The sequence below is a fragment of the Mycobacterium asiaticum genome, assembly GCF_001668675.1.
GTDB lineage: Bacteria > Actinomycetota > Actinomycetes > Mycobacteriales > Mycobacteriaceae > Mycobacterium > Mycobacterium asiaticum_D.
On the sequence record NZ_LZKQ01000186.1, the window covers coordinates 1 to 22305 of the forward strand.

A 22305-nucleotide genomic window follows, 5' to 3' on the forward strand; every position below is an offset into this window, starting at 1 on the left:
ACACACTATTGAGTTCTCAAACAACACTTCTAGCTTGTTTTTCGCCCGTTTTGGGGCAACCCTGCCAGCTTAATACAGATCCGGCAGGAGAGTCAAGCCCCGGTTTCGATCTCCTCCGGAGAGGTGACCGCGCCTGGTGGGCGTTGAACTGTCGGTCGCTACTGTACCCGTTCGATCTCAGCTCCCAAAATCCCCAGGTTCTCAACGAATAACGGGTAGCCACGGTCGATGTGAAACACGTCGTGGACCTCGGTATCGCCGTCCGCGACGAGCCCCGCAAGCACCAGGCCGGCGCCCGCACGGATGTCCGAACACCACACCGGCGCGCTCGAAAGTTGCGGCAGACCGCGCACCACGGCGTGATGGCCGTCGGTGCGCGCATCCGCCCCCAGCCGGATCATTTCCTCGACGAATCGGAAGCGCGCCTCGAAGACGTTCTCGGTAATCATCGAGGTTCCGTCGGCAATGGACGCCAGTGCGATCGCCATTGGCTGTAGATCGGTGGGAAATCCGGGGAACGGCAGCGTGGCCACATTCACCGCTTTGGGCCGCTCGTACTGGGCGATCCGGAAGCTGTTGTCGGTCTGGGTGACCGTGGCGCCCGCATCGTGCAACTTGTGCAGTACCAACTGCAGGTGGGACGGGTCTATTCCCGTCACGGTGATGTCGCCGCGGGTCATGGCGGCGGCAATGCCCCAGGTAGCGGCCACGATCCGGTCGCCGATGACGCGGTGCTCGGTCGGATGCAGCCGCGGAACCCCGGTGATGGTCATGGTCGGCGAGCCGGCGCCTTCCACCTGCGCGCCCATCTGGTTCAGCATCGTGCACAGGTCGACCACGTCGGGTTCGCGCGCGGCGTTGTGGATGGTGGTGACACCCTCGGCCACCACGGCGGCCATCAGGATGTTCTCGGTGGCGCCGACTGAGGGGAATTCGAGCTGAATCTCCGCCCCGCGCAACGTATCTGCCTGGGCCACCACACAGCCGTGTTCGATGTTGCACTGCGCACCCAGTTGCCGCAGGCCGGCCTGGTGCATGTCCAGCGGGCGCGACCCGATCGCATCACCGCCGGGCAGCGCGACCCTGGCCTTCTTGCACCGGCCGACCAGTGGACCCAGCACGCACACAGAGGCGCGGAACTGGCGCACCGCCGCGAAGTCGGCGTCGTATTTGGGCTCGTCGGGCGAGGTGATGCGGGCGACGTCGCCGTCGAGCTCGACGGTGGCACCCAGACCTCGCAGCACCTCGGCCATCAGCGGCACGTCAAGAATGTCGGGACAGTTGGTGATGGTGCTGGTGCCCTCGGCCAGCAGTGTCGCGGCCATCAACTTGAGCACACTGTTCTTGGCGCCCCCAACAGCGACTTCGCCTGACAACCGGTTGCCACCAGTCACCACGAATCGCTCCGCCACCCGCGTCAGTCTAGTGAAGCGGTATCGGGTTGTCAGTCAGCCCAGCCGCGTGCGGGCGGTGATCCCCGGTACGGTTTTGCTCATGGCAGTCCATCTGACCCGCATCTATACCCGGACCGGTGACGACGGGACGACGGGATTGAGCGATTTCTCACGGGTAGCCAAGACCGACGCCCGCCTGGTGGCTTACGCGGACTGCGACGAGGCCAATTCCGCCATCGGCGTGGCCGTCGCGCTGGGCGGTCCCGACGAGGCGCTCGCCGACGTGCTGCGTCAGATCCAGAACGACCTGTTCGACGCCGGCGCTGACCTGTCGACCCCGGTGGTGGAGAACCCGAAATATCCCCCGCTACGCATCAGCCAGGACTACATCGACCGGCTCGAGCGTTGGTGCGACAGCTACAACGAGAACCTGCCGGCGCTGAATTCCTTTGTGCTGCCCGGTGGTTCACCGCTGTCGGCACTATTGCACGTGGCCCGTACCGTGGTCCGCCGTGCGGAGCGCTCGGCGTGGGCGGCCGTCGACGCGCACGCGGACGGGGTGAGCGTGCTGCCGGCGAAATACCTGAACCGTTTGTCGGACCTGCTGTTCATCCTGTCCCGGGTGGCCAACCCGGACGGAGACGTGCTCTGGCGCCCGGGCGGCGGCAAGGATGCCGAGCAGACGTGAAAGCGCCTGAAAAGGGCACTTTTTAGGGGCTTTCGCGTCTGCTCGCGAGAGAACGCGCGGGAACGCGCGGGAACCTCTACAGCTACACGCTGCGGCGGCGGGAGCGCGGCGACGGCCGCGACTCCAGCCATGACTGGAACGCGGTCAAAGCCCCTCGGTCCAATGCGATTTCGTAACCCTCACGCCGATCCTGGGTGGTGTCGCGCAATTCCAGCACCACGATCTCCTCGGTCATGATGTCGAATTCGTCACCGCGCGGCGCCCGCCGGCCGACCACTTCCACCCCGCGCCGACTCAGCCGCCGATCCGGCCACAGGCGCAGGCTGGACAGTCGGTAGTACGCGGCTTCACCGCCGCGATAGCGGATCATGCCGTGGCGCCAGCCATGCCCACCTACCGCGGGGATGTCGCGCATGATGGCCGCCGTTCCGCCTTGGCGCAGTTTCCACAGCCGGTAGCTCAGCGCAAGGACGGCGGACCCCAACAGAACGACAAGGGCAACGAGCACGACCATGCCGACCATGGGCGCGCTCATCTTCGTCGATCAGTCGAGCGCGCCGATGGCGCGCAACCTCGCGCGCCCCCGAGCCGCGGTCTTCTCGTCGTCGGACTCCGAGTCCTGCCGTGCCGAGCTCTCGTCGATCTCCGACTCGAATTCGGCTGTCTCCGCAAGGATCGTGACGCCGTCCTCGGTCACCGACATGAACCCACCGTCGATGGCGACGCGCAGATCGTCCTCACCCTCGCGCTCCACCCGCACCATCGCGTCGTCGACCAATTGGGCCACCAACGGGATGTGGTGCGGCAGGATGCCGATCTCACCGACGGTGGTGCGGGTGAACAGAAACGTCGCTTCGCCCGACCAGATCTCCCGGTCGACGGCGACAATCGCCACATTCATTTCCGCCACGTCACACCACCTCTTGCCTCAGCCGCAGATCGAATCACAGCTTGACGTCGAAGGTCTCGGCCTTCTTGGCCAAGTCGTCGAGTCCACCGATCAGGAAGAACGCCTGCTCGGGCACGTGGTCGAAGTCGCCCTTGGTCAGCTTGTCGAACGCCTCGATGGTCTCCTTGACCGGCACCGTCGAACCGGGCTGTCCGGTGAACTGCTCGGCCGCCATCATGTTCTGCGACAGGAATCGCTCGATCCGGCGGGCGCGGTTGACGAGCTGCTTGTCCTCTTCGGACAGCTCGTCCACACCGAGGATAGCGATGATGTCCTGAAGGTCCTTGTAGCGCTGCAGGATTCGGATGACTTCCTGGGCGACGCGGTAGTGCTCGTCGCCGACAACGCTGGGGTCCAGGATGGTCGAGCTCGACGCCAGCGGGTCCACCGCCGGGAAGATGCCCTTGGAGAACACCGAACGCGACAGTTCGGTGGTGGCGTCCAGGTGAGCGAACGTGGTCGCCGGGGCCGGGTCGGTGTAGTCGTCGGCCGGCACGTAGACGGCCTGCATCGACGTAATCGACTTGCCTCGGGTCGAGGTGATGCGCTCCTGCAACTCGCCCATCTCGTCAGCCAGGGTGGGCTGGTATCCCACGGCCGACGGCATCCGGCCGAGCAGAGTCGACACCTCGGAGCCGGCCTGGGTGAAACGGAAGATGTTGTCGATGAACAACAGCACGTCCTGGCCGGCCTCGTCGCGGAACCACTCAGCCATCGTCAGCGCGGACAACGCCACCCGCATACGGGTACCGGGCGGCTCGTCCATCTGACCGAACACCAACGCGGTGTCCTTCAGCACGTCGGCTTCCTGGAGCTCGACCCAGAGGTCGTTGCCCTCACGGGTGCGCTCCCCGACGCCGGCGAAAACCGAAGTACCACCGAAGTTTCGGGCAATACGGTTGATCATCTCCTGGATCAACACCGTCTTGCCCACGCCGGCACCACCGAACAGCGCGATCTTGCCGCCACGCACGTAGGGCGTCAACAGGTCGACGACCTTCAGGCCGGTCTCGAGCATTTCGGTCCGGGGCTCGAGTTCCTCGAAGGACGGCGGCTTGCGGTGAATCGACCAGTGATCGAAGTCCTCGCCGTAGCCGGGCTCGTCCAGGCAGTGCCCCAAAGCGTTGAAGACGTGGCCCTTGACGTTCTCACCGACCGGCACCGTGATCGACTTACCGGAGTCGGTGACCTCGACGCCGCGCACCAGCCCGTCGGTGGGCTGCATCGAGATGGCGCGCACCAGGTTGTCACCGAGGTGCTGCGCGACCTCGAGCGTGAGGGTCTTCTTCAGCGACTCGTGATCGATCTCGGCATTGAGGGCGTTGAACAGTTCCGGCACGGACCCCCGCGGAAACTCGACGTCGACGACCGGTCCGGTGATCCGGACCACCCGGCCGTTGGTGTCGGAACTTCCCGACTTGTTCTCGGTCTTCTCGTCAGTAGCAGTCATGATGTGTACTTCGCTTCCTCGTGGGGCTACTTGGCGGCGTCAGCGAGCGCGTTTGCGCCACCGACGATTTCGCTGATCTCTTGGGTGATTTGGGCTTGGCGCTCGCGGTTGGCTTGCAGCGTCAGATCTTTGATGAGGTCGTCGGCGTTGTCGGTGGCCGACTTCATCGCGCGCTGACGCGAAGCCAGCTCCGATGCGGCGGATTCCAGTAGCGCCGCGTACACCCGCGTGGTGATGTACCGCGGCAGCAGCGCGTCGAACAAGCTGGTCGCGTCCGGCTCGAACGAGTACAGCGTGGACGGCCCGGTGTCTTCTTCGACGTACTCCACCACCAGCGGAGCCATCCGGTGGGCGACCGCCGCCTGCGACATCATCGACTTGAATTCCGAGTAGACGATGTGCAATTCGTCGACGCCCTGGACGTCGTCTTGATTACCTTCGTCGTCGTCCTCGCCCTTCATGAAGGCATCCACCAGCGCCGCGCTGATCTCGGCGGCGTTCTCAACCTGCGGTTGTTCGGAGAAACCTGTCCACGACTCGACGATGTCCCAATTGCGGAACGAGAAGTAGTTCTGCGCTTTGCGTCCCACCGTGTAGAGGACGGGCTGCTTGCCTTCTTCCCGCAGTAACGAGAACAGCTCCTCGGAGCGCCGGAAGATGCTCGAGTTGTACGCACCGCACAAACCGCGGTCGGACGACAGCACCAGCACACCGGCCCGCTTAGGGTTCTCCCGCTCGACGAGCAACGGGTGATCCAGAGCGGCTTCGGCCGACAACGTGTACAGCATGGTGGTGATCTGCAGGGTGTACGGCCGTGCGGCTTGCAGCCTCGTCTGCGCTTTACCGATGCGCGAAGTCGCGATCAGCTCTTGAGCTTTGGTGATCTTCTTGATCGACCCCGCCGAGCGGATTCTCGACCGTAGTTCGCGGAGTGTGGCAGCCATTGTTAGCTACTTCTTGTCCTTCTTCTTCGGCTCGTCCTTGGGCTTTTCCTTTTTGACCTGAACCGATTCCTTGCCGACTTCGTCCTCGTCCAGGGGCTCGACGTGCTCGTCGCGCACCACCGACTCGCCATCGCTGGCCGAGAAGCCCTTCTTGAAGTGGTTGATGATGTCGGTCAGCTTCTCTTCGTCCTCTTCGCCGAGCTTCTTGCTCTTGCGGACCTGCTCGAGGAACCCCTCTTCGGACGCCTTCATGTGGTCCAGGAGCTCGGATTCGAAGCGTTTGATGTCCTCGACCGGCACCGAGTCCAAGTGACCGCCGGTACCCAGGAAGATCGAAACCACCTGCTCCTCAACGGGCATCGGCTGGAATTGCGGCTGCTTGAGCAGCTCGACCAGGCGCTCGCCGCGGGCCAGCTGCTTCTTGGAGGTGTCGTCGAGGTCGGAGGCGAAGGCGGCGAAGGATTCCAGCTCGCGATACTGCGACAGGTCCAGACGCAGCGAGCCTGCCACCTCCTTCATCGCCTTGATCTGCGCGGCGCCACCGACGCGGGACACCGAGGAACCGACGTTGATGGCCGGCCGCACACCCTGGTTGAACAGGTCGGACTCCAGGAAGCACTGGCCGTCGGTGATCGAGATGACGTTGGTCGGAATGTAGGCCGAGATGTCGTTGGCCTTGGTCTCGATCACCGGCAGGCCGGTCAGCGAGCCGCCGCCGAGGTCATCCGAGAGCTTCGCGCAGCGCTCCAGCAGCCGCGAGTGCAGGTAGAACACGTCACCCGGGAACGCCTCGCGGCCCGGCGGGCGGCGCAGCAACAACGAGATGGCGCGGTAGGCGTCGGCGTGCTTGGTCAGGTCGTCGAACACGATCAGGACGTGCTTGCCCTCGTACATCCAGTGCTGGGCGATCGCCGAACCCGTGTAGGGCGCAAGCCATTTGAAGCCGGCGGAGTCCGATGCCGGGGCCGCGACGATGGTGGTGTAGTCCATCGCGCCGCCCTCTTCGAGCGCCTGGCGCACCGCGGCGATGGTGGTGCCCTTCTGGCCGATGGCCACGTAGACGCAGCGCACCTGCTGCTTCTCGTCGCCGGTTTCCCAGTTCTTGCGCTGGTTGAGGATGGTGTCGACGCAGACCGCGGTCTTGCCGGTCTTGCGGTCGCCGATGATCAGCTGGCGCTGCCCGCGGCCGATCGGCGTCATGGCGTCGATGGCCTTGATGCCGGTCTGCAGCGGCTCTTTCACGCCCTGCCGCTGCACCACGGACGGGGCCTGCAGCTCGAGCGCGCGCCGGGTGTCGGTCTCGATGTCGCCACCGCCGTCGATCGGGTGACCCAGCGGGTCGACGACCCGGCCCAGGTATCCGTCGCCGACCGGAACCGACAGCACCTCACCGGTGCGCTTGACCTGCTGGCCCTCTTCGAGCTGCTCGAAGTCACCCAGGATGACCGCACCGATGCTGTGCTCGTCGAGGTTCAGGGCGACGCCGAGAACACCGCCGGTGAACTCGAGCAACTCCTGGGTCATAACCGACGGCAGACCCTCGACGTGCGCGATGCCGTCCCCGGCGTCGACGACGGTGCCGACCTCTTCCCGAGAGGTCTCCGAGGTAAAGGACTCTACGTACTCTTCAATTGCGCTCTGGATGTCATTAGCGGAGATTGTCAACTCGGCCATGGCTTTTCGTCTTCCTACTTCGGGGTTGGTGCTGACTGGTTCGGGTTGTGTCGGGCTTCGTTGATCAGCTGGGGGTACTCGTTAATCGGGTAGTTGGGCCTCGGCTGCCGCCAACCGCGACTTGAGCGTTCCGTCGATAATCTCGTCACCCACAGCGATCAGCAGGCCACCGAGCAGTTCCTCGTCGGTCTGCAACTGGACTGTGACCGGATGACCGTAGATGCGGCTGAGCACTTCGGTGAGACGCGTGCGTTGTGCGTCGCTGAGGTCGGCCGCGGCACTGACCTGAGCGACGACCTCACCGCGACGGGCGACCGCAACCTCAGCAAGGAGCTGCAGCGCCTCATCGGCGGTCTGGTGACCGCGCAACAGGTCGATTGTGTGCGAAAGCAGTTTGGTCGCAACCGGATCGACACCACCGCCGGCACTGTCCAGGACCTTGTTGAGCAGGCCCACCCGACCTTCGGCCGGGGTGGTGTGGTCACCCAGCAGGATGGCCAGCCGCGGTTGCGCGTCGATGATGCGCGACACCCGGAACAACTGGTCTTCAACCTCGTCGACCTTGTTGTTGCGTTCGGCGACCGCCAGCAACGCCTGGCGCGAGAGATGCTCGACCGCATCCACCAGGTCGGCGTTTGCCGACCAGCGCTCCGCGACAGCCGTCCGCAGCACGCCGAGTGTGGAATCGGCGACCTTGCCGTCCAGCAGCCGCTCCAGCAACTTGACCCGAGGTCCCGAATCCTCGGCCGGCACAGTGAGGTAACGGGTGACCACCGTTTCGCGGTGCAGCAGCTTGGCCACCGAGACCAGTTCGTCCGCAAGCGATGTGAGGCCGTCGTCGTCCAGATCGCTGACGGCGGAATCGAACTGCTCCACCACGTTGCTCAGCGCCAGGCGACTGGACGAGCGCATCTTGGCCAGGACCGGATACTCGACGTCGGTCTCTTCCGGTGCCATCTGGTCGAGCTCGTCGAGGAACCGGTCGACGGTGGCCGATTGCTGGTCCTTGTCCGCGACGAAGCTGCGCACCAAATCCCCGGCCTGGCGGACGGATTCGTGCCCCAACTCCAAGCGGAGCTGGCGGCTCAGTTGCGCGCGCAGCAGTTCGGTCTGGCGAACGCCTTGGGCTTTGATGCGTTCCGCCTCAGAATCGGCCTGCGCCTTCATCTGCTCGGCAATGCGTTCGGAGTCGGCCTTGGCCTCCTCGACGAGTTGCTCGGCCTCTTCCTTGGCGGCCTGCACAGCCTTGCTGTGCGCCGTCGTTGACTCGGTCAGGCGTTGCGCGGCCTTGTCCGAATCTTCCAACTGCTGGCGCACCATCTCCTGCCGGTCGGTCATCAGTTTGCGCACTGGCGGCACGACGTACCGCCAGACCAGCGCCACGATGGCCGCGAATCCGATCAGCTGTCCGATAAATGTCGACATATGGTTGGCTACCTGGTCGCTGTTGAGGGGGTGACGTCGACTCCGAGGATCCGACTGGCCAGCGTCGCCGACATGGCACCCACGTTGGCCCGCAAATCCATCTCCACGGCGTCCCTCTCCCGCTTCAATTGCTCATTGGCCTGGGCCAGTGACTCCGCCACCTGCTGTTCGGCACGAGCGCGGGCGTCCTCGACTGTTTTGCGGCCCTCGATCCGGGCGTTGTCGCGGTAGGACCCCGCCTCGAGCCGGGCTTCCTTCATCGCTTCTTCGTAGTCGGCGTCGGCGGCAGCAAACTGCTCGGACGACTTCTTGTTGTCGGCTTGCGTCTTGGCGACCATCGCCTCGCGCTCCCGCAACACCTTCAGGATCGACGGCACGACGAATTTGCTGATGACGCCGAGCACGATCAGGAAGATGGCCAGCACGAAGAAGAACGTGCCGTTGGGGATGAGGAAGTTGCTTCCGCCGCCCTCCGCCGAGAACCTCACCGTCGAAGCAACGGTGCGCACTTGCCCGTTAGGACCCATCTCAGCGAATTACTTGACGGGAGTGGCAAAGACGAACAGCGCCATGAACGCCAGGTTGATGAAGTAGGCAGCCTCAACCAGACCGACGGTGATGAAGAACGGAGTGAACAGCCGTCCCTGGGCCTCGGGCTGACGGGCCACGCCGGAGATCAGCGCGTTACCGGCGACACCGTCACCGATACCGGCGCCGATGGCGCCACCGGCCATGATCAGTCCACCGCCGATGAGGGCGCCGGCAGCGATTGTGGGGTCCATTTTTTATCCTCCTTGATAACTCTGGTAGCGGTTTACCAGGATTTTTTTAGTGGTGGTCTTCTTCTAGTTCCATGGCTTGGCTGAAGTACAGGATCGTCAACAGCGCAAAGATGAAGGCCTGGATGGCGCCGACGAACAGGTCGAAGGACTTCCAGATCGCGTTGGGCAGCCACAGGATGTAGGGCGGGAACATCGCGATCAGCGCGACCAGGATGCCGCCGGCGAAGATATTGCCGAAGAGTCGCAGCGACAACGAGATTGGCTTGGCCAGTTCTTCGACGACGTTGATCGGCGCCAGGATCGCCACATGCCCCTTGAGCACCTTGACCGGGTGCCCGATGATGCCGCGGCGCCAGATCCCCGCCGAGTGGTAGCAGACGAAAACGAACAGGGCCAGCGCCAGAACGTAATTGATGTCGGCGGCCGCCGAGGAGAGCAACTCGCTTGTCTTGCCCTCCTCGTTCTTGTACTGCACCGGCAGCACCGACAGCCAGTTCGAGATCAGGATGAACACGAAGATGGTCACCGCGAGCGGCAGCACGAAGGGCGCGATCCGCATTCCGATCGCGGCTTCCACCTGACTGCGCATCTGGATGGTGATCGCCTCGAAGAACAGCTGCACCCCACCCGGCACACCGCTCGAGGTGACCTTGGAGCGCAACCAGAACGCCAGCGCCAGCACGATCAGCGCGGCGATCGCCGTCGACAGGATCGTGTCGGTGTTGACCGTCAAGCCGAACCACGTGGCGGTCTCGTGGTGGCCGACCTCGATTGAGCCCTCGGCCAGGATCGACTCAGTCATCGCCGGCGCTTCTCCCTTCCGTCCCGTCTGATCCGGTCAGTACCCCACCCTCGGGCGTCTCAAGCTGCCCGTCGGGATCCCCGGTCCGCAGCTTCTTCCACACCGGCAGGGCGGTCGATGCCACCAGTACCACCTGAAAGAGCGCCAAACCGAAGAGCACACCCAAGCCTTGAGGCCGGAAGATGAAAGCGATGACCAGCGCCAAAATGGTGATGATCGCGACCCGCGAGGCCGAGTTGATGGCCATCGACCTCTTCAGCGGGTGGTCCCGCGAGGTGATCGACTCCACCGAACGCCGCACCAGCAGCGCGTTGAGCAAACCCAGCAGCAACCCAATGCCGAAGAAGGCTCCGACCATTGGGTGGCCGGCGTACGCGGCGATCAGCGTCGCCACGGCGGTCAGCGCCATGCTGATGACGAACAGCCGAACGGGGCGGAACGCAACAGCGGGAAACACCAACGGCGCGTCCTGCGCTGGTGTCGTCACTGCAGCACCTCAATCCCGGGGTCTGGATGCGTGAACCACATCACTGTCTGATCTGTGGCCCGCCGAGCGTATCGCAAGGGTTCGCGCTGGAATCACCCAAGGGGTAGCTCCCTGTGTCGGTCGTAATTCGGCGCGACTGGATATGCATCCGACGGGCCGGGGGGCCGGCAACCCGCGAGGTTTAATTCGGGGCTCTACCAGGACCGTACCACACCAGACGCGGATCTACTACTCGTCGTCGTAGTCTTCGTCGCGACGGCGTAGCAGCGGGATCGCGGTGGCGACACCCGCGACGACGATCGCGCCCAACATCACCGCGGCGGTGTGGCGCGGGTCGAAAAAGATGGTGCTCGCCGCGCCGAAGGCCACGATGCCCACCCACAGGTAGATCAGCAGCACGACGCGGCGGTGGGAATGCCCAATCTGGAGCAGCCGGTGGTGCAGATGCATCTTGTCGGGGCTGAATGCGCTGCGACCGGCGCGGGTGCGGCGCACGATCGCCAACAGCAGGTCGAGCATCGGGACGAACATGACGGCCACCACCAGCAAGAACGGTGACAGCAGAGCAAACACGTCCCGGGCGCCGTAGGCGTTCTGGGAGATCGGGCCCGCGGCAGTCGTTGATGCCGCCGCAAGCATCAGCCCGACCAGCATCGACCCGGAATCGCCCATGAAGATCCTGGCCCGGTGGAAGTTGTGCGGCAGGAAGCCCAGGCAGGCCCCTGCCAAGACCACCGAGATCACCGCCGGCGGGTAATACAGCACGTCGCCGCCGTGGTCGCGCAGCAGGCCGACCGAGAACATGCAGATCGCCAGGGCCGTGATCAGGCCCAGTCCGGCGGCCAGCCCGTCGAGGCCGTCGACGAAGTTCATCGCGTTGACGATCGAGACGGTCAGCGCGAGGGTGAGCAGGATCGAAGAGGCCTGGTCCAGCACGATGGTGCCGACCCCGCCGACCGGGATGTACAGCACGCTCCAGGCGACACCCATGGTGACCAGCACGCTGGCGGCGGTGATCTGCCCGGCGAACTTGGTCAGGGCGTCCAGTCCCCACCGGTCGTCGATCAGGCCGATGCCCATGATCACCGCACCGGCGACCAAAACCGCGGGCATCCCGGTGGAATAGACGAACCCGCGCGTCAGGGCCGGCAACTGGGAGGCCAGGAAGACGGCGGAGACGACGCCCAGGAACATCGCCAGCCCGCCCATCCGCGGGGTGGGGGTGACGTGCACGTCGCGTTCCCGGGGATAGGCGACGGCACCCAGGCGGGTGGCCAGTACGCGCACCGGGCCGGTAGCGAAGTAGGTGATGATCGCCGCGGTCAAGCCGACCAGGGCAAGCTCCCGCAGCGGGACGCCGGCGCTGCGATCCGAGAGGGCGAGCAAACCACCGGCAAGGCTGGTTGGATCGCTGGACACCTCGAGACCCTACTTCACCGAGCTGAGCGTGCTCTGGGCGGCTTTGGGGCTCTCCCGTCGAGCGTGCGCCTTATGTACGCGATCCGCCGCGCGGAGGTACACAACCCCCACGGTCGGCGCAACGCGCGCTACTCGACGAGGCTGGCCGCGTCCACGCCGAGCACCTCGGCGACGCGGGCGACGCTCACCGGCCCCTCACGCAGGATGCGGGGTGTGTTGCCGCTGAGGTCGACGATGGTCGAAGCGGCTTGCTGGGCGGCGGGCCCGCCGTCGAGGTAGACGTCGACGAGATCGCCGAGTTGCTTGTGCGCCTCCTGGGCGTCGACGGCGGCCGGCTGGCCCGAGACATTGGCGCTGGACACCGCCATGGGTCCGACCTCGCGCAACAATTCGATCGCGACCGGGTGCAGCGGCATCCGCAGCATCACCGTGCCGTGCGCGTCGCCGAGATCCCAACGCAGCGAGGGTGCTTGGGTGACCACCAGGCTCAGCGCCCCGGGCCAGAAGGCGCGGACCAGGTCGCGTGCACCGTCGGGCATGCCGTACACCAGCCCCTCGATGGTGTGCCACGAGCCGACGAGCACGCCCACGGGCATGTCGCGGCCGCGGCCCTTGGCCGCAAGTAACGCGTCCACCGCGGTGCTGTCGAATGCGTCGGCTCCGAGGCCGTAGACCGTGTCGGTCGGCATGACGACCAGCCGGCCGGCTTTGAGGGCACCGACCGCGGCGGCGATCCCGCGGGCTCGCTGGTCGGGGTCGGCGCAATCGAAGATGTCAGACACGAGCGCCGCTCCTCTGGGCCGTCACGAATCGGGGCCGTCCGGCCAGGTCGTTGCGCGCCACGACGTCGTCGAAAGCCCCGGTCTGCGCGACGGCTTTCACGGTCGATCCCGATGTGCTGTCGTCGTGCTCGACGGCGAACAACCCGCCGGGTCGCAGCAGGCGTTCGGCCAGCTTCACCACGCTGGGTATCACGGCCATCCCGTCCGGGCCGCCGAACACCGCGCGCGGCGGATCATGTTGCGCCACTTCGGGTTCCACGTCGGTGCCGTCGGGCACGTAGGGCGGATTGGCGACGACCATGTCGACCCCGCCGTCGAGTTCCGCGAGCAGGCCTGGTGAACACACGTCGGCCCGGACCAGTTCGACAGCTGTTCCCGCGGCATTACGGCGCGCATAGTCAAGGGCTTCCTCGGAAACATCGACGCCGATTACCCGAGCGCCCGGCCAGTGCCGGGCCAACGCGATCGCCAGCGCACCCGACCCGGTACAGAGGTCCACGATGCACGGCTGCGAAGGAAGGCGTTGCGCGACAGCCCATTCCAGTAAGGACTCGGTCTCCGGACGCGGTATGAACACCCCAGGCCCGACGTGCAACAACAGCGGGCCGAACGCGACGGTCCCGATCAGATGCTGCAGGGGCACCCGTTGCGAGCGTGCGGCGACGGCATCGCGGAAGCGGTCGAAGAAATGCTCGGGCGGCGGCTCGAGCAGGGACAGCCGGCCGCGGTCGGTGCCGGCCAGGTGGGCGGCCAATTGTTCGGCGTCGACGCGCGCGGAGTCGATACCGGCTTCGGCCAGTTGCGCCGCAGCGGAGTCGATCGCCCGTCGCAGGCGGTCCTGGATTGTCCCGCTCCTCCTCATCGCTTCGCTCTGCATCGTCGCAGGGACGTCCTCTATTGTCCCGCTCCTCCTCATCGCTTCGCTCTGCATCGTCGCAGGGACGTCCTCTATTGTCCCGCTCCTCCTCATCGCTTCGCTCTGCATCGTCGCAGGGACGTCCTCTATTGTCCCGCTCCTCCTCATCGCTTCGCTCTGCATCGTCGCAGGGACGTCCTCTATTGTCCCGCTCCTCCTCATCGCTTCGCTCTGCATCGTCGCAGGGACGTCCTCTGTCCCGCTCCGCAGGGACGTCATGTCGCCTGTTGCAGCCGAGATTGTTTGTCCGCCTCGCTCAGCGCATCGAAGAGGGCATCCAGATCGCCGTCGAGCACCTGGTCGAGGTTGTGCGACTTGAAGCCGATCCGGTGATCGGTGATCCGGTTCTCCGGGAAGTTGTAGGTCCGGATGCGTTCGCTGCGGTCCACCGTGCGGATCTGGCTGGCGCGGTCGGCCGAGGCGTCGGCGAGGGCCTGCTCCTCGGCCAGCACCTGCAGACGCGCAGCCAGCACCTGCAACGCGCGGGTCTTGTTCTGCAGCTGCGACCGCTCGTTCTGGCAGGTGACCACGATCCCGGTGGGCAGGTGGGTGATTCGCACCGCGGAGTCGGTGGTGTTCACACCCTGGCCACCCTTGCCCGACGAGCGGTAGACGTCGATGCGCAGATCCGATTCGTCGATCTGCACCTCGCCCACCTCTTCGGGCTCCGGGTAAACCAGCACACCGGCAGCCGAAGTATGCACGCGCCCTTGGGATTCCGTGACCGGCACGCGTTGCACGCGGTGCACACCGCCCTCGAATTTCATCCGCGACCAGACCCCGTCGGCCGAGTCGCCTTTACTCGCAATGGCCAGCGTCGCGTCCTTGTAGCCGCCCAGGTCCGAAGTGGTCTCACCCAGCACCGTCACCGTCCAGCCGTGCCGCTCGGCATAGCGGATGTACATCCGGGCCAGATCGGCGGCGAACAACGCCGACTCCTCGCCACCCTCGCCGGATTTCACTTCCAGCAGGATGTCGTCGGGGTCGTGCGGGTCGCGCGGGGCCAGCATGTCGGTGAGCTGGGTGTCCAGCTCGGCGACCCGGGCCTCGAGCTCGGTGACCTCCTCGGCGAACGAGTCGTCATCGACGGCCAGCTCACGCGCAGTCTCCAGGTCTTCGCGCGCCGACACCAGTTTGCGGTGGGTGGCGACGATCGGGGCCAGCCGGGCGAATCGACGCCCCGCTTTGCGGGCTTCGTCGGGCCTGCTGTGCAGTTCGGGATCGGCCAGGGCGCGTTCGAGCTCCGCATGCTCGGCGAGCAGGACGTCAATCGTCTGCACCGGCTGCGTCATGTCTCACCTCCCACTGCGAAGCTCTTACCCCAAACGCGAACCGACGCCCGGCCTGTGCGGATGATGCACAGTTCGGGCGTCGGAAAGCCAGCTACTTGTCCGCGGCGTCCGCTGCGGTCTTGCGCTTGCCGTAGCGCTTCTCGAAGCGGGCCACGCGGCCGCCACTGTCGAGGATCTTCTGCTTGCCGGTGTAGAAGGGGTGGCACTGCGAGCAGACCTCGGCCACAATCCGTCCGCCCGGCTTGGTGCTGCGGGTCTGGAACGAGTTCCCGCAACCGCAGACCACGGTGGTCTCCTCGTAGGCGGGATGAATGTCAGTTTTCATGCTGTCCTCTTCGTCGTCGAGCGCCCATTATGCCAGGTCAACTACTGTCTCCCAAAACAGCGGGAGGCGCGCTGGTATTCCTGGGGACTAATCGTTGTCCATGCTGCCCGGTGTCGTCTTGGACACCTGCACCAGGAACTCGTAGTTCGTCTTCGTCTTGCGCAGCTGCGACATCAGCAGGTCGATGGCCTGGTGCGAGTCCAGACCCGACAGCACGCGGCGCAGCTTGTGCACGATGCCGAACTCGTCGGGCGAGAGCAACAGTTCGTCCTTGCGGGTACCCGAGGGGTTGACGTCGACGGCCGGGAACACCCGTCGCTCGGAGATCTTGCGGTCCAGCTTGAGCTCGGCGTTACCGGTGCCCTTGAACTCCTCGAAGATCACCGTGTCACCGGTGGATCCGGTCTCGACCATCGCGGTGGCGATGATGGTCAGCGACCCGCCTTCCTCGATGTTGCGCGCGGCGCCCAGGAAGCGCTTGGGCGGGTACAGCGCGGTGGAATCGACACCACCGGAAAGGATCCGGCCCGACGCGGGTGACGCGTTGTTGTAGGCGCGGCCCAGTCGGGTGATCGAGTCCAGCAGCACCACAACGTCCTTGCCTTGCTCCACGAGCCGCTTGGCGCGCTCGATGGCCAGCTCGGCTGCCTGGGTGTGATCGGACGGCGGGCGGTCGAAGGTGGAGGCGATGACCTCACCCTTGACCGAACGCTGCATGTCGGTCACCTCTTCCGGGCGCTCGTCCACGAGCACGACCATGAGGTGGCATTCCGGGTTGTTACGGGTGATCGCGTTCGCGATGTCCTGCAGGATCGTGGTCTTACCGGCCTTGGGCGGCGACACGATCAGCGCACGCTGACCTTTACCGATCGGCATGATCAGGTCGATGACCCGGGTGGTCAGCCGGTCGGGCGTGGTCTCCAGCCGCAAGCGCTGGTTGGGGTACAGCGGCGTCAGCTTCTGGAAGTCGGGGCGCTTCTTGGCGTCTTCGACCGGTCCGCCGTTGACGCTGTCCAGGCGGACCAGCGGGTTGAACTTCTGGCGCTGGTTGGGCTGTTCGCCGTCCTTGGGCACCCGAACGGCGCCGGTCACGGCGTCACCGCGGCGCAGGCCGTTCTTGCGCACCATGTTCATCGACACGTAGACGTCGTGCGGGCCGGCCAGATAGCCGGACGTGCGCACGAAGGCGTAGTTGTCCAGCACATCGAGGATGCCGGCCACCGGTTGGACGACGTCGTCCTCGCGTAGTTCGGCTTCACCGCCGCCCTCGCCGGTCCGTTCACCACGGCGCCGGCGGTCGCGGAATCGCCGTCCGCGCCGGCCACCGCGGCCCTCACCGTCGTCGTCCTGCTGGTTCGAGCCGCCGCGCTGCTGCCCGCCGCCCTGCTGGTCACCGCCCTGCTCGTTACCCGAGTCGGACGAGCGCTCTTCGGTCTTGGCGTCGCGCTCGTTGCGGCGCTCCCGGTCGCCTCGTTGCTGCTCATCGGGCTTGTCAGACTTGTCGGGCTTGCCGGCGCCCTCGGAGCTCTCACCCTTGCCCTGCTCGGCCGCACCGGCCTGCCGGTTGGCGCTCCGCCGTTCGCGGCGACGCGGCTCGTTGGGCGCGCTGTCCTGCGTGTCCTGCGCCGGAGATTCCGGGGTGGACTCGGCAGCGGACTGCGGTGCCTTTGACTCCTGGGGGGGAGCCTCGGTTGCCGACGGCTCGTTCTGCGCCGGCGTGTCGGCCTTCACGGTCTCGGTGGCCGGAGCGTCACCGGACGGCTTGCCGTTGGTCTGTCCGCGAATCTCCTGGATCGCGGCAATAAGCTCGTTCTTCCGCATTCCGGACGTGCCCTTGACGCCGGCTTGGTTGGCCAGGGCGCGCAGTTCGGGCAGCACCATGGTGGCCAGTGAGCCCGTCGGCGCGTTGGATTTCGCCTCCGGGACATCGGAAGTAGGTGTGGTCACGGCGCCCGACAGATTTTCGGAATCGGTGCTTTCGCCAGCCGTGATGAGGTCCGTATCAGTCACGGATTTCCTTTCTTGCCCCGCTGATCACATCAATCGGGGATTTCTGCATTGGACAGGCAACCAGGCGATTCGCCGAGTGCGCCCAATAATCGACTCTGAAACGATGGTCGCCAGGATCTGCGACGAAGTCCGAGAAGAATTGGTGTTTGTCCTAGCGTCAACGCAGTATGGATGCAGATGCAGATGCTGCAATTGCTGGACGGGTCCGAGGATAACCCGCTTCCTGGCGGGAAGCAAGCAACCCACCGGCAGGCTGTGGATCAACCCGAGACTGTCACTCCCGGCTTCCAGCGAACTCCGTCGCCGGCCGTCATCTTCCTGATGGTGAATCCGTTCGCGGTTCCGTATTCCACCGCTTCGACGGGCAGTTCCGGCTCGGTACTCAACACGATCAGCGAAGGACCAGCCCCGGACAGCGCCGTCGCAACATTGAGACGCCGCAGCAGCCCCAAATATTCCGCAGAAGACGGCATCGCCGGTGCACGTTGCGGCTGATGCAGCACGTCTTCGGTGGCGGCCATCAGCAGGTCCGGTCGCTGGGTGAGCGCGACGACCAGCAACGCGACGCGGCTGACATTGAACCGGGCGTCCTCGTGGCTGACATGGGCGGGCAACAGGACCCGCGTCTCGGCGGTCAGGGATCGCTCTTGCGGGATCGCAGCGAACAAATGGATGTCTCGATGTAGGGGCAGTGAGACCGCGGCGTAATCGGGCCGGCCGTCGCGCTGGTCGACCCAGGTGACCACCGCTCCCCCGAGCACGGCGGCCGCGGCGTTGTCGGGATGTCCTTCGAACTCCGAGGCCAGCTGGATCAGCTGGGTATCGCTGAGCGGCTTCGAATCCGTCTGCACGGCAAGGCCGTTGACCGCCGCCAGACCGCTCACCACCGCCGCCGCCGAGGAACCCAGGCCCCGGGAGTGCGGAACGTCGTTGCGGCACCGGACCACCAGCCCGGCAGCGTGCAGGCCCACCGCGTCCAGCCCACGTTGGATGGCGCGCACCACCAGGTGGTCCGGACCGAGCGGCACCTGGCCGGCGCCCTCCCCCTCGACGATCACCACCAAGCCGGAACCCGTTGTCTCCACGACGATCTCGTCGCACAGGCTCAACGCCAACCCGAGGCTGTCGAATCCCGGGCCGAGGTTGGCGCTGGACGCCGACACCACGGCACTCGCCACCAGGCCCGCGGGCAGGACCGTCGCGGCGTCGACCACTATTCCAGGCCCAGCTGCTCGACGACCAGGACCGGGTCGACCGGCAACGGGGACACCTTGGGCATGTCCTTGAGCGCCGTGTCGGGATCTTTGAGGCCGTTACCGGTAACCGTGCAGACCACGGTCGAGCCTCGCTGCACCCAACCGTCGTCGATCGACTTGAGCAGGCCCGCGATGCTGGCCGCCGACGCGGGTTCGACGAACACCCCTTCGGCGCTGGCGACCAGGTGGTAGGCCTTGAGGATCTCCTCATCGGTGGCGGCCAGGAAACGCCCGTTGGACTGCTGCTGAGCCTCGACCGCCGCGGTCCACGAGGCCGGGGCGCCGATGCGGATCGCGGTGGCGATGGTTTCGGGGTTAGACACCGGTTCCCCGTGTACCAGGGGCGCGGCGCCGGCCGCCTGCGTGCCGAGCATGCGGGGCAGCTTGTCGATCAGCCCGTCGCGGTGGTACTCGGTGTAGCCCTTCCAGTAGGCGGTGATGTTGCCGGCGTTGCCGACGGGCAGCGCGTGCACGTCGGGCGCGGTGCCGAGCGCGTCGACGATCTCGAAGGCTGCCGTCTTCTGGCCTTCGATGCGCACCGGGTTGACCGAGTTCACCAGCGAGATCGTCGGGAAGTCGTTGGTCATCTTGCGGGCCAGTTCCAGGCAGTCATCGAAATTGCCGTCGATCTGGATGATCTTGGCGCCGTGCATGACCGCCTGCGCCAACTTGCCCATCGCGATCTTGCCCTGCGGAATCAGCACAGCGCAGGTGATCCCGGCCCGGGCGGCGTAGGCCGCGGCCGACGCCGAGGTGTTCCCGGTGGACGCGCACAGCACCGCCTGCTGGCCGCGGGCCAGTGCGTCGGTGACGGCCATGGTCATGCCCCGGTCCTTGAAGGAGCCGGTGGGGTTGAGGCCCTCGACCTTGAGATGGATGGTGCAACCGGTCAGCTCGGACAGCCGCGGCGCCGGGATCAACGGCGTCCCACCCTCGAACAAGGTGACCGGCGTCCAGTCGTCGCCCACCGGCAGCCGGTCCCGGTATGCCGCGATCAGACCCAGCCAGGGTTGGTGCACGGCCGTTCGCGGGGCGCTCATAGGTCGGTTCCTTCCAGTCGCAGCACGCTTTCCACGCCCTGCACGACGTCCAGGTCAGCCAGCGCGTCAACGGTTTCCGACAGCGCAGCGTCGGTTGCCTGGTGGGTGACCACGACGATTCGGGCGCCCACGCGTTGGCCGCCCTGGTCCACCACGCCTTCCTGGCGGACCTCGGCGATGCTCACCTCGCGTTTGCCGAATTCGGCTGCCACCGCGGACAACACGCCGGGCTTGTCGGCGACGTTCATGCTGACGTAGTAGCGGGTCGCGATGAAACCCATTGGCGCGATGGGCAGTTGGGCGTACTTCGATTCGCGGGGGCCCCGGCTGCCCAGCACCCGGTTGCGCGCAGCCATCACCAGGTCGCCGGTCACCGCTGACGCGGTGGGCGCGCCACCCGCGCCCTGGCCGTAGAACATCAGCCGGCCGGCCGCCGCGGCCTCGACCACAACCGCGTTGAAAGCGCCGTTGACCGAGGCGAGCGGATGCGACAACGGCACCAGGGCCGGGTAGACGCGGGCTGAAACCCGTTGTTGGCCTTCGTCTGTGGTGATGCGTTCGCAGATGGACAGCAGCTTGATGGTGCATCCCAGCGACTTGGCGGACTCGAAGTCCTCAGGGGTGATCTTGGTGATGCCCTCGCGGTATACGTCGTCGGCGGTGACCCGGGTGTGGAAGGCGATGGACGCCAGGATCGCCGCCTTGGCCGCCGCGTCATACCCTTCCACGTCGGCGGTCGGGTCGGCTTCGGCGTAGCCCAGCGCGCTCGCGTCGGCCAGGGCGGTGTCGTAATCGGCGCCGGTGCTGCCCATTTCGGACAGGATGTAGTTGGTGGTGCCGTTGACGATGCCTGCGACCCGCAGCACCGTGTCGCCGGCCAGTGACTGGGTGAGCGGGCGGATGACCGGGATGGCACCGGCCACCGCGGCTTCGAAATACAGGTCGACGGCTTCGCTTTCTGCGGCTGCGGCCAATTCCCCGCTGGCGATGGACATCAACGCCTTGTTCGCGGTGACGACGGACTTGCCGTGCTTGAGAGCGGACAGGATGGCTTTGCGGGCGGGCTCGACCGGACCCATGACCTCGACGACGATGTCGACGTCGTCCCGCGAGACGAGTTCGTCGATGTCGTCGGTCAGCAGTTCCACCGGCACGCCGCGGTCCGCCGCGACGCGGCGCACTCCGATGCCGCGCAGCTTCAGCGGGGCGCCGATGCGCCCCGCCAGGTCGTCGGCGCTCTCGTTGATGATGCGCACGACTTCGCTACCGACTACACCCAACCCGAGTACCGCTACACCAACGGCCTTTTCGTCACCGGCCACGGGTCACCTCACCTCCAAACTCAGCAGATCGTCGACGGTCTCGCGACGCAGGATCAAGCGGGATTTACCGCCGTGCACCGCTACCACGGCGGGACGGCAGATCATGTTGTAGCGGCTCGACAGCGAATAGCAGTAGGCGCCGGTGGCGGCCACCGCAATCAGATCGCCGGGCCGAATGTCGTCGGGCACCCAAGTGTCGCGCACGATGATGTCGCCGGTCTCGCAATGCTTCCCGACGAGGCGGGCCTGGGTGGCCGGCGCATCACTCACGCGCGACACCAGCCGCGCGTCGTACTGGGCGTCGTACAGCGCGGTGCGGATGTTGTCGCTCATGCCGCCGTCGACGCTGACGTAGCGCCGGTGCGCGCTGGCACTCACGTCGACGTCCTTGACGGTGCCGACTTCGTACAGCGTGATGGTGCCCGGCCCGGCGATGGCGCGGCCGGGTTCGACCACCAGCTTCGGCGTCGGGAGCCCGGCGGCGGCCGATTCGTTGCTGACGATGGCGCTCAGCTTGGCCGCCAGCTCGGCGATCGGTGGCGGATCGTCGGCCGCCAGATACGAGATGCCCAGTCCCCCACCGAGATCGACGGTGGAAACTTGCGCGGTCTTGTCGACGCCGAATTCTTCGACGATCTGGCCCAGCAGCCCGATGACCCGGTGCGCGGCGATCTCGAATCCCGCGACGTCGAAGATCTGCGAACCGATGTGGCTGTGCAGACCGACCAGCCGCAGGTGGTCGGCGGCGAACACCTGACGCACCGCGGCCATCGCCGCGCCGCTGGCCACCGATAACCCGAACTTCTGGTCTTCGTGGGCGGTCGAGATGAACTCGTGGGTGTGAGCCTCCACGCCGACCGTCAGACGTACCAGGACGTCCTGGACGATGCCGGCCTCGGCCGCGATGGCGTCTAGCCGCTCGATCTCGAGCATGGAGTCCACAACGACATGCCCAACACCGGCTTTCACGGCTGCGGTGAGCTCGGCCACCGATTTGTTGTTGCCGTGCAACGTGATTCGCTCGGGCGGGAAGTTCGCGTGCAGCGCGACCGCCAGCTCGCCGCCGGTGCAGACGTCTAGTGAGAGACCTTCCTGCTCGATCCACCGGGCGATCTCGCTGCACAGGAAGGCTTTCGCCGCGTAGTGCACGTGGACGCCGCCGCCGAACGCGGCGGCCGTCTCCTGGCAGCGCGAGCGGAAATCGTCCTCGTCGATGACGAACAGCGGCGTCCCGTACTCGGCGGCCAGGTCGGTGAGCTTCACACCGGCGATTTCCGCAACCCCGGCCTCGTCACGAACGGTGTTGCGCGGCCAGACATTCGGCGCCAACCGCAGTAGCTCCTCGGCT

At 65.9% G+C, this 22305-nt stretch carries 22 protein-coding genes; 1 reads left to right on the forward strand and 21 read right to left on the reverse strand.

From position 1 onward, the window contains the following. Positions 1–158: 158 nt before the first annotated feature. Positions 159–1412 (reverse strand): UDP-N-acetylglucosamine 1-carboxyvinyltransferase, encoded by a 1254-nt coding sequence (gene murA, locus A9X01_RS15530; RefSeq protein ID WP_065038520.1) that lies wholly within the window; start codon positions 1410–1412, stop codon positions 159–161. An 82-nt stretch (positions 1413–1494) separates the two neighbouring features. On the opposite strand from murA, the gene A9X01_RS15535 reads away from it, so the two are divergent. Then, positions 1495–2082: a cob(I)yrinic acid a,c-diamide adenosyltransferase gene (locus A9X01_RS15535; protein ID WP_065121642.1), complete on the forward strand. Its 588-nt coding sequence runs from the start codon at positions 1495–1497 to the stop codon at positions 2080–2082. An 82-nt stretch (positions 2083–2164) separates the two neighbouring features. On the opposite strand, the gene A9X01_RS15540 is transcribed toward A9X01_RS15535, so the two are convergent. From A9X01_RS15540 to lysA, 20 genes are all read right to left on the reverse strand, one after another. Next, a complete protein-coding gene (locus A9X01_RS15540; RefSeq protein ID WP_065121601.1) occupies positions 2165–2617 on the reverse strand; it encodes a DUF2550 domain-containing protein in 453 nt (150 codons plus the stop codon). Between the two features lie 9 nt (positions 2618–2626). Continuing rightward, complete coding sequence (locus A9X01_RS15545; protein WP_065121602.1) at positions 2627–2992, reverse strand: F0F1 ATP synthase subunit epsilon; 366 nt, start codon at positions 2990–2992, stop codon at positions 2627–2629. 34 nt (positions 2993–3026) lie between these two features. Further along, positions 3027–4481: a F0F1 ATP synthase subunit beta gene (gene atpD, locus A9X01_RS15550; RefSeq protein ID WP_065038517.1), complete on the reverse strand. Its 1455-nt coding sequence runs from the start codon at positions 4479–4481 to the stop codon at positions 3027–3029. Positions 4482–4507: 26 nt separating this feature from the next. Continuing rightward, on the reverse strand, positions 4508–5425 hold the full coding sequence (locus A9X01_RS15555; protein WP_065121603.1) for a F0F1 ATP synthase subunit gamma: 918 nt from the start codon (positions 5423–5425) through the stop codon (positions 4508–4510). 6 nt (positions 5426–5431) lie between these two features. Beyond that, positions 5432–7099 carry a F0F1 ATP synthase subunit alpha gene (gene atpA / locus A9X01_RS15560; protein WP_065121604.1) on the reverse strand — a complete coding sequence of 556 codons (1668 nt, stop codon included), beginning with the start codon at positions 7097–7099 and terminating at the stop codon, positions 5432–5434. 81 nt (positions 7100–7180) lie between these two features. Continuing rightward, positions 7181–8524 (reverse strand): F0F1 ATP synthase subunit B/delta, encoded by a 1344-nt coding sequence (locus A9X01_RS15565; RefSeq protein WP_065121605.1) that lies wholly within the window; start codon positions 8522–8524, stop codon positions 7181–7183. Positions 8525–8532: 8 nt separating this feature from the next. Beyond that, positions 8533–9051: a F0F1 ATP synthase subunit B gene (locus A9X01_RS15570; protein ID WP_065121606.1), complete on the reverse strand. Its 519-nt coding sequence runs from the start codon at positions 9049–9051 to the stop codon at positions 8533–8535. A gap of 9 nt (positions 9052–9060) precedes the next feature. Then, on the reverse strand, positions 9061–9306 hold the full coding sequence (locus A9X01_RS15575) for a F0F1 ATP synthase subunit C (protein ID WP_003406686.1): 246 nt from the start codon (positions 9304–9306) through the stop codon (positions 9061–9063). Between the two features lie 46 nt (positions 9307–9352). Beyond that, entirely contained in the window at positions 9353–10108 is a 756-nt protein-coding gene (gene atpB, locus A9X01_RS15580; protein WP_065121607.1) for a F0F1 ATP synthase subunit A, read from the reverse strand. Next, entirely contained in the window at positions 10101–10595 is a 495-nt protein-coding gene (locus A9X01_RS15585) for an ATP synthase subunit I (RefSeq protein WP_065121608.1), read from the reverse strand. Before A9X01_RS15585 ends, atpB begins: the two co-directional genes overlap by 8 nt. Positions 10596–10823: 228 nt before the next feature. Further along, the gene (gene rfe, locus A9X01_RS15590) at positions 10824–12014 is read right to left on the reverse strand and encodes a UDP-N-acetylglucosamine--decaprenyl-phosphate N-acetylglucosaminephosphotransferase (protein ID WP_065038512.1); all 1191 of its coding nucleotides are present in this window, start codon (positions 12012–12014) and stop codon (positions 10824–10826) included. Between the two features lie 128 nt (positions 12015–12142). Further along, positions 12143–12796 carry an L-threonylcarbamoyladenylate synthase gene (locus tag A9X01_RS15595; protein ID WP_065121609.1) on the reverse strand — a complete coding sequence of 218 codons (654 nt, stop codon included), beginning with the start codon at positions 12794–12796 and terminating at the stop codon, positions 12143–12145. Next, the gene (prmC, locus tag A9X01_RS15600; RefSeq protein ID WP_436405272.1) at positions 12789–13640 is read right to left on the reverse strand and encodes a peptide chain release factor N(5)-glutamine methyltransferase; all 852 of its coding nucleotides are present in this window, start codon (positions 13638–13640) and stop codon (positions 12789–12791) included. Before prmC ends, A9X01_RS15595 begins: the two co-directional genes overlap by 8 nt. Positions 13641–13927: 287 nt before the next feature. After that, positions 13928–15004, reverse strand: coding sequence for a peptide chain release factor 1 (gene prfA / locus A9X01_RS15605; RefSeq protein WP_065121611.1), 1077 nt, complete (start codon positions 15002–15004; stop codon positions 13928–13930). A 91-nt stretch (positions 15005–15095) separates the two neighbouring features. After that, entirely contained in the window at positions 15096–15329 is a 234-nt protein-coding gene (gene rpmE, locus A9X01_RS15610; protein WP_065038508.1) for a 50S ribosomal protein L31, read from the reverse strand. Positions 15330–15416: 87 nt separating this feature from the next. Beyond that, complete coding sequence (gene rho, locus A9X01_RS15615; protein ID WP_065121612.1) at positions 15417–17339, reverse strand: transcription termination factor Rho; 1923 nt, start codon at positions 17337–17339, stop codon at positions 15417–15419. Between the two features lie 260 nt (positions 17340–17599). Next, complete coding sequence (thrB, locus tag A9X01_RS15620; protein ID WP_065121613.1) at positions 17600–18553, reverse strand: homoserine kinase; 954 nt, start codon at positions 18551–18553, stop codon at positions 17600–17602. Then, on the reverse strand, positions 18553–19635 hold the full coding sequence (thrC, locus tag A9X01_RS15625; protein ID WP_065038506.1) for a threonine synthase: 1083 nt from the start codon (positions 19633–19635) through the stop codon (positions 18553–18555). The genes thrB and thrC overlap by 1 nt, the downstream gene beginning before the upstream one ends. After that, positions 19632–20957, reverse strand: a complete 1326-nt coding sequence (locus A9X01_RS15630) for a homoserine dehydrogenase (RefSeq protein WP_065121614.1) — start codon at positions 20955–20957, stop codon at positions 19632–19634. Before A9X01_RS15630 ends, thrC begins: the two co-directional genes overlap by 4 nt. Before the next feature lie 3 nt (positions 20958–20960). Next, a complete protein-coding gene (lysA, locus tag A9X01_RS15635) occupies positions 20961–22292 on the reverse strand; it encodes a diaminopimelate decarboxylase (protein ID WP_253849149.1) in 1332 nt (443 codons plus the stop codon). Between the last annotated feature and the right edge of the window lie 13 nt (positions 22293–22305).